At 38.3% G+C, this 13,049-nt stretch carries 12 protein-coding genes; 9 read left to right on the top strand and 3 right to left on the bottom strand.

Annotated elements, in window-relative coordinates; translation table 11 throughout:
- From EAE90_RS00060 to EAE90_RS00045, 4 genes are all read left to right on the top strand, one after another.
- Complete coding sequence (locus EAE90_RS00060) at nucleotides 1-660, top strand: CoA transferase subunit B (protein WP_036775236.1); 660 nt, start codon at nucleotides 1-3, stop codon at nucleotides 658-660.
- Nucleotides 661-1,367: 707 nt separating this feature from the next.
- Nucleotides 1,368-1,691: a hypothetical protein gene (locus EAE90_RS00055; protein WP_036775234.1), complete on the top strand. Its 324-nt coding sequence runs from the start codon at nucleotides 1,368-1,370 to the stop codon at nucleotides 1,689-1,691.
- A 12-nt stretch (nucleotides 1,692-1,703) separates the two neighbouring features.
- Nucleotides 1,704-2,621 carry an AEC family transporter gene (locus tag EAE90_RS00050; protein ID WP_214051727.1) on the top strand — a complete coding sequence of 306 codons (918 nt, stop codon included), beginning with the start codon at nucleotides 1,704-1,706 and terminating at the stop codon, nucleotides 2,619-2,621.
- A gap of 428 nt (nucleotides 2,622-3,049) precedes the next feature.
- Nucleotides 3,050-4,903 carry a phage tail protein gene (locus EAE90_RS00045; RefSeq protein WP_214051726.1) on the top strand — a complete coding sequence of 618 codons (1,854 nt, stop codon included), beginning with the start codon at nucleotides 3,050-3,052 and terminating at the stop codon, nucleotides 4,901-4,903.
- Nucleotides 4,904-5,139: 236 nt separating this feature from the next.
- Here the strand turns inward: EAE90_RS00045 and EAE90_RS00040 are convergent, their stop codons facing one another.
- Nucleotides 5,140-5,985, bottom strand: a complete 846-nt coding sequence (locus EAE90_RS00040) for a gp53-like domain-containing protein (RefSeq protein WP_214051725.1) — start codon at nucleotides 5,983-5,985, stop codon at nucleotides 5,140-5,142.
- 577 nt (nucleotides 5,986-6,562) lie between these two features.
- Nucleotides 6,563-7,948, bottom strand: coding sequence for a cysteine--tRNA ligase (cysS, locus tag EAE90_RS00035; protein ID WP_214051724.1), 1,386 nt, complete (start codon nucleotides 7,946-7,948; stop codon nucleotides 6,563-6,565).
- A 266-nt stretch (nucleotides 7,949-8,214) separates the two neighbouring features.
- On the opposite strand from cysS, the gene ppiB reads away from it, so the two are divergent.
- The 5 genes from ppiB to EAE90_RS00010 all read left to right on the top strand — a co-directional run bounded on the left by ppiB (nucleotide 8,215) and on the right by EAE90_RS00010 (nucleotide 11,653).
- The gene (gene ppiB / locus EAE90_RS00030) at nucleotides 8,215-8,709 is read left to right on the top strand and encodes a peptidylprolyl isomerase B (protein WP_214051723.1); all 495 of its coding nucleotides are present in this window, start codon (nucleotides 8,215-8,217) and stop codon (nucleotides 8,707-8,709) included.
- Between the two features lie 10 nt (nucleotides 8,710-8,719).
- Nucleotides 8,720-9,442, top strand: coding sequence for a UDP-2,3-diacylglucosamine diphosphatase (gene lpxH, locus EAE90_RS00025; RefSeq protein ID WP_214051722.1), 723 nt, complete (start codon nucleotides 8,720-8,722; stop codon nucleotides 9,440-9,442).
- 150 nt (nucleotides 9,443-9,592) lie between these two features.
- Nucleotides 9,593-10,123, top strand: coding sequence for a 5-(carboxyamino)imidazole ribonucleotide mutase (gene purE / locus EAE90_RS00020; protein WP_036775223.1), 531 nt, complete (start codon nucleotides 9,593-9,595; stop codon nucleotides 10,121-10,123).
- Nucleotides 10,120-11,202 carry a 5-(carboxyamino)imidazole ribonucleotide synthase gene (gene purK / locus EAE90_RS00015; protein WP_214051721.1) on the top strand — a complete coding sequence of 361 codons (1,083 nt, stop codon included), beginning with the start codon at nucleotides 10,120-10,122 and terminating at the stop codon, nucleotides 11,200-11,202. Before purE ends, purK begins: the two co-directional genes overlap by 4 nt.
- A 196-nt stretch (nucleotides 11,203-11,398) precedes the next feature.
- Nucleotides 11,399-11,653 carry a hypothetical protein gene (locus EAE90_RS00010; RefSeq protein WP_214051720.1) on the top strand — a complete coding sequence of 85 codons (255 nt, stop codon included), beginning with the start codon at nucleotides 11,399-11,401 and terminating at the stop codon, nucleotides 11,651-11,653.
- A gap of 109 nt (nucleotides 11,654-11,762) precedes the next feature.
- Here the strand turns inward: EAE90_RS00010 and EAE90_RS00005 are convergent, their stop codons facing one another.
- Nucleotides 11,763-12,383, bottom strand: a complete 621-nt coding sequence (locus EAE90_RS00005) for a riboflavin synthase subunit alpha (RefSeq protein ID WP_214051719.1) — start codon at nucleotides 12,381-12,383, stop codon at nucleotides 11,763-11,765.
- Nucleotides 12,384-13,049: the final 666 nt, after the last annotated feature.

Here is a 13,049-nt window from a genome sequence, read left to right as displayed (position 1 = left end):
ATGAATGCTCAACAAGTTATTGCCCACCGTGCAGCTCTCGAACTACAAGACGGCGACGTTGTTAATCTTGGCATCGGCATTCCTACACAAGTCCCGAACTATCTGCCTGATCACATTCATATTACTCTCCAATCAGAAAACGGCATACTGGGCCTTGGACCTATTACAGAAGTACATCCCAATTTGGTCAACGCTGGCGGAAAACCCTGTGGCATCTTGCCCGGTGCTGCTATATTTGACAGCGCCCTCTCCTTTGCCTTAATCCGCGGTGGTCACATAGATACCTGCATTCTGGGAGGTCTGCAAGTTGATCAGCACGCCAATCTAGCCAGTTGGATGATACCGGGGAAAATGGTCCTTGGTATGGGAGGAGCAATGGATCTTGTCACTGGCGCACGTAAAGTCATCATTGCAATGGAACATTGCACCAAAGACGGTTCAGCAAAAATCCTCAAGCAGTGTACTCTGCCACTCACCGCCATCAATAAAGTCAGCATGATTATCACTGAATTAGCGGTCTTCTGCTTTGAACAGGGCCAGTTAATCCTGAAAGAACATTCCCCAAATGTCACATTAGAGACTCTGCGAGAAAAAACGGAAGCAGAATTTAGTATCGCACATGATTTCAAAATCATGCCTATTCCGATACAGGCGAAATAAGCATAATTAGCAGTATCATTAGCTGGTTTTATCAGTACTATCCTACCGTCCCACCAATCTAGACAGTTCAGATGTGAGACAATGGCGGCTGGAGTCTGATCATTATTATCACTGCTCATAATCCCGATAACTCATCATCATTATCAATAATCACATAAAGAAATTTTAAGATATTGGAATTACTGTAATTAAAATAAATAACCAATAAAGTATTAACAAAATGAAATAATAATCCTTCAAGAGCTGTATTTTTATTTTAGATGAAATATAGAATAATTATGATAAATACTCATTAAATTCTCATAAAATTATATAAGTGTTTTTATAAGAAGAATCTTAGCATTATTATTTAACGAAGCAGTTAACATATAATTGTAGTCATGTCAGCCAATTTAATATAGGCGTATTCATGCAACCACATAATTCTTATAGTTTTTTGTCAATTATAGAGCTAGAGATAAATTAATTTATTTTTCCATTAATACATTGCACTTAATCTTTAGACTATCTAGCTACAGTGATCATTACCTATTAAAAAAATGATTTTTATCACACCTTAAGATTTAAAAAAATCAAATATAATCATTTTATTTTTGGTGATTAAAATCACACTATCTGTTAATTTTGGTTTTAAATAAAAATAATATATGTAATATACTCCTACTTTTGGGGTTAACTAACATTATTATTTTTCAAAGAGAATATAAATGGATTACCAAAATATATTTCAATTAACCATGCAAGAAAAACAGGATCTCTTTTTAGCATTAAATAAAATTGATTACGATCATACCGGTAGTGATTTATATATTCATTTAGTTAAATCCGCCATGATGTCTTTTCTACTTATCAGAGTAATATCAGCCCTAAATAAACAACGAACATCTATAAACCCCAAGGAAATATACCCTCTTAGAAAAATCATAAAACATCAATATATACCCTACGGATTTCAAGATGCCTCGCGACGGCAAGGGAGAGAATCCCCGGGAGCGTTAAACCAAATAGAACATAGAGTGTTCTCTATCTAAAAGGGCTATCAGATGTTAAATGTTTTCTTTTCAATTTTACCTATATTCTTGCTAATTACTCTTGGCTTCCTATCTAAAATATATATAAAGGACGTTTCTAGTTTCTGGAATTTTTCAGATAAGTTTGTTTACTATCTTTTCTTTCCTTGCTTATTAGTATTAGATATTAGTGAGGCTAATTTCTCTGGTTCTGACAACTTCTATCCAATCGTATCAACCATAAGTTCAACAATAATAATCGCTATTATTATTTTCATCGGTAGATTTTTATTTAACACTACACCAGATCTATTTACATCCATTTTCCAAGGAGGAGTTAGATATAATTCATATGTTTTTATAGCACTTTCACAATCACTATTCGGTAGTGAAGGAGTCGCATTATCCGGATTTTTTGTGGCCTATATGATAATTATTACCAATATTATGAGCGTACTCGTAATGAATCATTATGGTCACGGAAGTAAGAAAAGTCTCGGTGGCGCTATCCTTGCTTTAGCTAAAAACCCGCTAATCATTGGTGCAATTATTGGAGTATTGCTAAACTACTTTAACATTCATATTACCGGCCCAATCAGGCAATTTTTTATTTACTTATCGAACGCAGCTACACCATTAAGCTTAATGTCCGTAGGAGCTGGGTTGATAATCAGCATGCATATAAAAAAGATACTTTCGATTTCCTATGCGACTATACTTAAGTTGGTTTTAATGCCACTTATCACCATATTGATAATAAAATATTTAGGTGTATCAGGCGTTCCCGCAAACATTGCTATTCTATATTCCGCAGTGCCTTGTGCAGGCAATGCTTATATATTAGCTAAACAAATGGGTGGTGATCATGAGGCAATGGCATCTATTATTACATGGACAACGTTATTATCCATTATTACTGTGACTTTAATTCTTGGTAATATGAAGTTATAGAAACAGGCATAAAACAGAGCGTCATGATATAGAAAACATATTATTCAGAACAAATGTAATATGTTTTCTATTACTAAATAACCCCGTCAAATAGTAGACCATTTAATATAACTCAATCCGTTTTGAACAATCTGGTCAATCGCTAAAAACAAAAAATATACCGTACATCTGACAGCCACAACAGGAAGAAATATAAGTGGGAATTTAATATATTAAATACAAATAGCTTTGATATATTTCTGATTGCAAAATTTATAGTTATTTACTGCCACCAACCATACAAAAATAATTAACCTTATAAGATATAAGAACATTCCATTATTCTCATTCCTAACTAGACTATGATCAGCGGGAGTTGGCGGGGATTGTTTTTACAATAATTCAATATGTTAATTATAAAATAGTATTATTTAATTTGAGGAAAGTATATGAGTCCGAAGAATGATTTTAAAGCTTTTTCTATTAGTAATAATGCTAACGTAGTCAGCCAAGAAGGGTATGAAACAAGTCCGGCTTTAAAGACTGGATTTCCACCAGAAAATATTACCACTCATTTACTCAACAAAGTATTACGTCAATCTTCAGTAATATCATCTGTAATAGCTAATTTTATCGCTACACAATCTGGCGATGACATTCTGGATGATGGGGACATAGCAAAACTCACCACCCAATTAAATAAAGCCTTAAAACAAAAAATCGCAACAGAAGTTCTAACTGCTTCATTAACTCAAAAAGGAGTTGTTCAACTCACAGATAAAACAGGCAACAGCAATTCACTTGCGGTAACTCAAAAACTTGTTTCTGATGTAAATGATAATGCTAACAACAGATTAGCAAAAAACCAAAACGGCGCAGACATTCCTGATAAAAATGCGTTTGTGAAAAATCTCGGCTTAGCCGAAACCGGCAATTTAGCTAAAAACGCAGTGCCGAATAGTAGAAAAATTAATGGGAAAGCGTTAACCGGGGATATCAGTCTGAACGCTGGGGATGTGGGGGCATTTAAGCTCGGATTAACAGGAAACAACACTGTTAGTAATCAAGTCCCCTGGAATGCAAATACCGGGTTATATGATTTGCTGAGACCTGGAATAGATTCTCAGCATATCGCTCATTTCAATAATGGCACAGGAAGCTGCCCAGCTTTTCAATTGAAAGTGCAGTACAGAAACAGCGGGATTGCTTATCGCTCCGCCCGTGATAACTATGGTTTTGAGGAAGATTGGACTGATATTTATACAACAAAAAATAAACCAACAGCAGCGGATGTTGGGGCATTTAAGCTCGGATTAGCAGGCGGATACTCTGTTAATAATCAAGTCCCCTGGAACGCAGACACCGGGTTATATGATTTACTGAACCCTGGAATAGATTCTTCGCATATTGCTCATTTCAATAACGGCGCTGGAAGCTGCCCAGCTTTTCAATTGAAAGTACTGTACAAAAACCGGGGAATTGCTTATCGCTCTGCCCGTGATAATTATGGTTTTGAGGAAGATTGGACTGATATTTATACAACGAAAAATAAACCGACTCCGGCGGATATCGGGGCATATGCAAAATCCGAGGGTTCTGAATTTATCCAGCCAAAGTATATTAATCAAGCAAATATAAGTGATCTTACCGCATGGATAAAATCATTGCCGCAGGGTGGTCATGCATTTAGATTTTCAGGGAATGATAGTGGTATTGGATATCCGTGGTCAGGCGGCTATATAACAAGAATGCATGACATATGGGCAGGATTTGTCGCGCATTATGACCATGCCGGTATTAGCTTTATTCACGGATATGATGGGGGTGGAAATACAAGAGTTAGCCGACTTCGGACGGATAAAAACACACACTTCGACACTAACGGCATTCTCAGAGCATCCAGCCCAGTTGTAGATATTCATCCAGACGGAACTTACGAGTTAACCAGCGAAGCTGAGGGAGTGACGGTTAAGCGTATAGATACAGGGAAATATCGTATCAGCGGCTGCAACGGTTTTGCCAAAGATGGCGCGTGGGGAATTCACGGCGGTACTATCATTCCGGCAGACAGCAACGGGTTAAATCTCATTTGGGTGCGTGAATCGGTAGACACAACCAATGGCGATATAACCATCGAATGTTACCATCGTCAAAATAAAGACGCTCCAGAATTTGCTCAAAATAAGCGTGTCAAAAGCGTAACTGCAACAGGAGAAGTCGTCTATTACCATGATGCTGAACCATGCGATATTCCAGACGGAAGAGTAATTAATATTCGTGTGCAACTAATTGATAAATCATAATAATGTAATCAGAGCTATTTAGCTCTCCTGCATTATTACAATTCATTGAAACACAGAAAATCAGCTAACAAACCTCGTTTAAAATAGCGAGGTTTGTTTTTTTCATCTATAAAACATTCTGATATAGGAAAGATAACCGATTAAATACATTTAATAACAAATGACTTAAATAAATCAATCCAATTTTAATGACTAACGATTATTAACGCAAAGAACTATTATCACTCATTTCCAGATTAGAACCCCCAAGCAAACCAAACACATCTTGATTGAGGTATCGGCCCAAATTCTTTAACACCTCGGCTTAACATGCCAAGATTCGACGCAGTGAAACCTGACAATTGAATATTATTTATTTGCCAAACTGCTTTATTAACACTACCTCCGTTATCGTGTTCACCAACTACAATAACCCTTTCTGGGAACGGAATTGGGAAATTAACATGTCTATCAGGATTATCATGCGTGGTAACATCTGAAATTCCCCATTGAAATATCATCCCAGTATTGCCACATTTCCACCAACCATTTACCGCTTTTAAGGATGTATTTTTATTACCATAACGAGAGTCAGACTCAGATTTATCGTAACTTCCTACATCCCCGGCATTCAGATTGATGTCACTCGACAACGCCTTCCCATTCACTTTTCGGGTATTAAGTACTCTACTATTAATATTTTCACGCAATGAATTTATTATTTCCTGAGCAAGCTTTTGCGTTACGGCCAATGAATCACTATTACCAATTACATCGGTAAGCTGAACAACGCCTTTTTGTGTTAACGAAGCATCCGATACTGCTGTTGTGATTTTTTGCTCCAACGCTCTATTTAATTGAGCAGAGAGCTTGGCGATATTACCATCATCTAAAACATTATCGCCAGATTGTGTCGCGATAAAATTAGCAACCACGGATGCTATTGTTGACGATTGACGTAATACCTTATTTAATAAGTGAGTGGTAATATTCTCAGGTGGAAATCCAGTATTCAAACTCCGGCTTTCTTCATATCCTTCTTGGCTTACTACATTTGCATTATTACTAATAGAAAAAGCTTTAAAATCATTTTCTTGGCTCATATATTTTCCTTAGATTAAATAATATCACCTTACAATTAATATATTAAATTATTGTGTCAATAACTCATTGCAATTCATAATAATCACAGTCTGGCGCAAAAACAATAAGAATTATATCCACTACCTTATCATTTATTAATTAGATGGTACATTATTATAATTTTGCAAATTATAGGTTAATCAATAAAAGTGAAAAGGCTTTATCAATAACCTCATTATTATCAATTCATTACCCAAACGGGTATTACCAAGATTATTATTAAAGAAAATAGTCGCTTGGAATATTATGACTATAAATTATTGGGTGTATCCATGCAGAAATTACAATCAATATATTTTTATAGATATCCAGCCCGGAGAAATTAAAAGATTCCAATCTGTTTAAATAGAAACTTTATAAGCCAGAGAGTTTTTTTGAATTTATTCAAAAAATTATAAACATTTTTTCAGACTTGCCTTATCTGTTAATCAAAAGATCTCACCAAGCAACAAATGGAACAATAGAGATTAACCCTCAATATTAGACTCCCTCAGCAGGGAGCCTAAATGATAAATTAACATCAAAAACACATCGAACTTACTTACGACGCCAGCTTGTTCCTTGCGGCCCATCTTCCAGTTCAATACCCATCTCATTTAATTGATTACGAGCAGAATCTGCCAGCGGCCAATCTTTATTTTTACGGGCATCATTACGCTGCTTAATCAGCGCTTCAATTTTCGCAGTCTCTTCATCGTCAGCCTGAACACCTCGGTGCAGGAATTGCTGCGGTTCTTGTTGCAATAAACCTAAAATACCCGCCAACTTGCGTAATTCAGCCGCTAAGCCATTCGCTGCATCCATATCTTCTGATTTCAGGCGGTTGATTTCACGTGCCATATCAAACAGTACCGAATAAGCCTCTGGCGTATTGAAGTCATCATTCATCGCTTCAATAAAACGCTCCTCAAATACTTCACCGCCGGTCGGCTGTACAGAAGCATCTGTACCTCGCAGAGCAGTATAAAATCGTTCAAGTGCGGTACGGGCCTGCTTTAGGTTATCTTCTGTATAGTTAAGTTGACTGCGGTAATGGCCTGACAACAAGAAATAACGCACTGTTTCTGCATCGTAATATGCCAATACGTCACGGATAGTAAAGAAGTTGTTCAGCGATTTGGACATCTTCTCTTTATCTACCATCACCATCCCTGAATGCATCCAGTAATTCACATACGGGCCATCATGGGCGCAAGTAGATTGTGCAATTTCGTTTTCATGATGGGGAAACATCAGATCAGCGCCACCACCATGAATATCAAAATGATTACCTAGCTGTTTACTGTTCATGGCAGAACATTCAATATGCCAACCGGGACGGCCCGCTCCCCACGGCGATTCCCAACTTGGTTCCCCAGGCTTGGACATTTTCCACAACACGAAATCCATCGGGTTACGCTTAACATCAGCCACTTCCACTCGCGCCCCTGCTTGTAACTGGCTGAGATCTTGGCGGGAAAGCAATCCGTAATCCTGATCACTTTCAACGGAAAACATGACATCGCCATTATCTGCAACATAAGCATGACCACGTTTTATCAACGATTCGGTCAGCGCAATAATCTCCGGGATATGCCGAGTCGCACGTGGTTCCAGATCAGGGCGTAAGATATTCAGCGCATCAAAATCTTGATACATTTCCGCCAACATACGACCGGTCAAATCATCACAACTTTCGCTGTTTTCTGTCGCCCGTTTGATGATTTTGTCATCAACATCGGTTACATTGCGTACATAAGTTAAATCATACCCCAGATAACGCAGATAACGAGCAACCACATCAAAAGAAACAAAGGTTCTGCCATGACCAATATGGCACAGGTCATAAACCGTGATACCACACACGTACATCCCTACTTTCCCTGGATGGATTGGCTTAAATTCTTCTTTCTGACGGCTGAGGGTATTGAAAATTTTTAGCATCGGGATTTTCCGTAAATTCACTGTACGTGTGTTAAAAATAACGAATTGATAATTCTGGATTTATGGCCCTATCTCATCAATAACGGCTTGATATGGCATAGTCCAATAGGATATTGAAACCCGATATTAAGCGCTTTGCAAGGTTAGCGATCAATATAGCCTACTAAACTAATAGGTACTGACTCAATATGGTATATGTGATATAAAAGCCGCCTGGTCCGAATGCCCTAACTGGGTTAGTCAAAACTATTATTAGGATTTCAATTATGGTGACTTTCCATACCAATTTTGGCGATATCGTAATTAATACTTTCGCCGACAAAGCTCCTGTAACTGTTGAGAATTTCTTGAACTACTGCCGCAATAGCTTCTACGATAATACTATTTTCCACCGTGTTATTAACGGTTTCATGATTCAGGGTGGTGGATTTGAACCTGGTATGAAACAAAAGCCGACTGATTCTGCTATCAAAAACGAAGCCAATAACGGTCTGAAAAACAACCGTGGTACTTTGGCAATGGCCCGCACCAACGATCCACATTCAGCAACTGCGCAGTTCTTTATTAACGTTGTTGATAATGATTTCCTGAACTTCCGCTCTGAGCGCCCTGATGGCTGGGGTTACTGCGTCTTTGCCGAAGTGATCGAAGGTATGGATGTTGTTGATAAAATCAAAGGCGTTTCTACCGGTCGCAGCGGTATGCACCAAGATGTACCACTCGAAGATGTTATCATCGAAAAAGTGACTGTCAGCGAATAATTCTCTGCTTATGTGTACACTTTTTATCGCGGATTTACATCTCAGCGAACATGAACCGGCAATCACTGCCGGTTTTCTTCGTTTCTTGCGTGAAGATGCCATTCAGGCAGATAGCCTCTATATTCTCGGCGATCTGTTCGATTACTGGATTGGTGATGATGATAACAACCCTCTCCACCGTGAAATCGCTAGCGCATTAAAAACTGTGCAACAACAAGGTGTTAGCTGTTACTTTATTCATGGCAACCGTGATTTTCTGCTCGGTTCACGCTTTGCTAAAGAGAGTGGCATCATATTGCTTCCACAGGAAAAAGTACTGGAACTGTACGGTAAGCGAATACTTATTCTGCACGGCGATACCTTGTGTACTGATGACGAAGGTTATCAACGATATCGTAAACGGGTTCATACCCCGTGGGTCCAACGTCTGTTTCTACTACTACCTCTGTCTATCCGTCAAAAAATTGCCGTAAAAATGCGAGCCAACAGCCAATCGGTCAACAGCAGAAAATCCGAAGCCATTATGGATGTAAACCAGCAAGCTGTTATTGACACTTTTGAGCGGTATCAAGCTGACTGGATGATTCACGGACATACCCACCGCCCTTTTGTACATGAAGTTCCTCTGCATGATAAAACCGTTTACCGCGGTGTACTTGGCGCATGGCATCATCAGGGATCAATGTTCAAAGTAACGGATAAATCAATCGATCTTATCTCTTTCCCATTCTGAATTAATCAGAAACACCCACACATTCAGGTATCACAATGGAAGTATAAAGTAACGCAATCGTTTTCCTTAGCTTGTGAGCATGATATGATCCGCAGCCTCAAAGCGTTATTTTCATTCTGGTGGACGTTAAAACACAGGAGCATTTGATTTATGACTGCCCAGCCTGATTTAGCAGGAACAACTCAACACAATGCCAAAATCGCCATTGTCATGGGTTCTAAAAGCGATTGGACGACTATGCAGCACGCGGCTGATATTCTCACTTCTCTTAATGTACCTTTTCATGTTGAAATTGTTTCTGCTCATCGTACACCCGATAAACTATTCAGTTTTGCCGAGCAAGCTGAACAAAATGGTTTTGATGTCATTATCGCCGGTGCCGGCGGCGCCGCTCATTTACCCGGCATGCTAGCAGCTAAAACGCTAGTGCCGGTTCTTGGCGTCCCCGTACAAAGCGCTACACTGAATGGAGTAGATAGTCTTTACTCTATCGTACAGATGCCAAAAGGGATTCCTGTCGGCACACTTGCGATTGGGAAAGCCGGAGCGGCAAACGCAGCCCTATTGGCCGCACAGATTCTGGCTCGTCATGATAAAGATTTACTGCAACGCCTCAGCCACTGGCGTGAAACACAAACTCAGGATGTACTCGATAATCCCGATCCGCGGGAGGAAGCATGAAGCCAGTTTGTGTATTAGGCAATGGTCAGCTCGGTCGCATGTTACGTCAAGCTGGTGAGCCTTTAGGTATCACGGTTTATCCTGTTGGCCTGGATGCAGAACCCGAAGCGGTTCCTTATCAGAATAGCGTAATTACCGCTGAAATTGAGCGCTGGCCGGAAACGGCTCTTACTCAGGAACTTGCCCGTCATAAGGCTTTCGCTAATCGAGATATCTTTCCCCGTCTGGCCGATCGTCTGCCGCAAAAACAGTTAATGGATAGCCTTGGGCTGGCAACGGCTCCGTGGCAATTACTCTCTGATGCCAACCAATGGCCGCAATTATTCTCTGAACTCGGTAATTTCATTATCGTTAAGCGCCGTACTGGTGGTTATGATGGCCGAGGGCAATGGCGTATTCGTCCCGGAGATGAAACAGCATTACCCGCTGATATTTATGGTGAATGTATTGCTGAGCAAGCCATTCCTTTCTCTGGCGAAGTTTCACTGGTCGGCGCCCGCAATAAAAATGGCGATTGTGTGTTCTATCCCTTAGCGCATAATTTGCATCAAGATGGCATTCTCCGCGCCAGTATTGTTTCTCCTCAGGAAAATAACCATTTACAGCATTACCATTTACAACAGCAGGCTGAGAGTATGCTGTCAGCGATTATGCACGAGTTGAAATATATCGGCGTGATGGCGATGGAATGTTTTATTGTCGGTGATAATTTATTAATTAACGAACTCGCGCCACGCGTTCACAACAGCGGTCATTGGACTCAGAACGGCGCGTCTATCAGCCAGTTTGAATTACATCTTCGCGCTATTCTGGATTTGCCCATGCCTCGACCAGAAGTCACTGCGCCGTCAGTTATGATCAATTTGATTGGCACCGATATCAATACCCAATGGTTAAGCTTGCCATTAGTACATTTACATTGGTATGAAAAAGAAGTTCGCCCTGCACGTAAAGTTGGTCATCTTAATCTTTCTCACTTTGATAAAAATGAATTAAAAGATACATTGCAGAAACTTGTTCCTATGCTGCCTCCTGAATATCAGAGTGGCCTTGAATGGGCGCAGGAAAAATTAATTTAACTAAACCTCAGTTCTGTTTAAGAATCATCAGCCCAAAGGTACATAGGTGAACTCTGCTCATACTTTAGCCCCTTCTTGAGCAAAGCTGAAGTTAAGTCTAACACTAACGTTGTCTATTTAATTGATCTTGTTATCTTGATTTGTGTCCACAATAGTCCCACAGTAAGGATGTAAATTAAGAGACAGAGAGGCACATATGAATACGGTTATGATGAAAGTTTGTGTTTCTGAAAAACTGAAAAATGCGGTAGCACAAGCCGCCCAAGATAATAGTTTGAATATGTTTAGCTTTATCCGTCTGGTATTAACTAGAGCGACAAAAGAACACCATGTTCCTAATGCTACAACACAGGCAGCGATCCATGAGCTGGAAAGTGGTGGCAGTACAAGTGTAGATACCATAGATGAATTTTGGGACAAAATAATAGATGACAATCGTCCATCAAAATAGTCAGACGTTTGTCATTTAATAACCTTAGATTAATTGTGGAAGCGGAAGTAAAGTGACTTACCGCTTCACATTTCAACTCATCCTAGCTTATTTAATATTGCTTCAATTATCATATTGATCTATTAGCATTCATCGATCTGGATATCGTATCTACAATCGTTCTGGTTGTTTGATCTATTTCATAATTAAGTAAATCGCCAACTTTAATATTACCAAGATTAGTCATCCTTAAAGTCTCTGGAATTAAATTCAATTCTATGGTTTTATCTTCTTCATTTATACCATTTATTGTCAAGCTACAACCATGCAACCCAATAAAACCTTTATGGAAAAAATATTTGATATTATCGCCAGGAATATTAATCACTAATCGATAAGTTTCACCCGTTTTAATAAAATTAACGACTTCTGCTACACCTTCAATATGTCCATATAAGCTATGACCACCATTCTCTTTATTCATTTGATGTGATCTTTCAATATTAACTTCATCCCCCACATTTAAAAACTTTAATGTGGTAACATCAGCCGTAAAATCTGATATATCAAACCAGACGATATCGTTATTAAATTGGGTGACAGTCAAGCATGTACCATTAATCGCTACACTGGCCCCCACAGAAACATCATCAAAGAAATGGTTATTATTACTGACGGTTAATGTACTAAATCCGTCTTTTTTATCAACAGATAATACGCTTTCTTTTCCTTGCACTATTCCAGTATACATAATCACCCTCTTTTATTTATATTAAGTAGAAATGCCCTTATTACATTAAGAGAATTTATGGTTTTTATGAATATATCTAATAAAATTTTATTAACTCTATTAACCACATTTTTCTACTCCATATTTACAAAATATCTTTTATATGATTGATTTAAATCATAATTTTAGTAAAACATTTAAAAGCCAATAAACTACTTTACCCTATATTTTTTAATTATATCAAGCTTTTTGTGGAATGGATGATTTTTTACCATCAAATTGACAATTATCAAACATAAGCCAAGATAGAGCCGAAGATTATTTGTCTAACTTATGGAAATACTTTACCTTGAATATTTATCATTTAATTAAAAGCGTATAATAATAAAATTACCAGACAAAGAATTATAATTTTCAATATTTCATTCGCAATCTATTTTTATTACAAACAAATCAAACAAATCAAACAAATCAAACAAATCAAACAAATCAAACAAATCAAACAAATTATCATTTTAAACATTTATTATATTTTTATTTCATTAAATATAATTACTCAAGGCGGATTCGACTAATAAGCGCAATTTTTCAGAAAGGCGGTCAGTTGCTATAGTAGGCATCTTTCCCGCCACAGGAGAATGCGCTATGGCCTATACACAACTGACCGAGACAGAAAGATATCAGATT

The sequence above is a fragment of the Photorhabdus caribbeanensis genome (assembly GCF_018448885.1).
GTDB lineage: Bacteria > Pseudomonadota > Gammaproteobacteria > Enterobacterales > Enterobacteriaceae > Photorhabdus > Photorhabdus caribbeanensis.
Note: the sequence above shows the minus strand (reverse complement) of the source record. Positions and strands in the feature narration are given on the sequence as shown.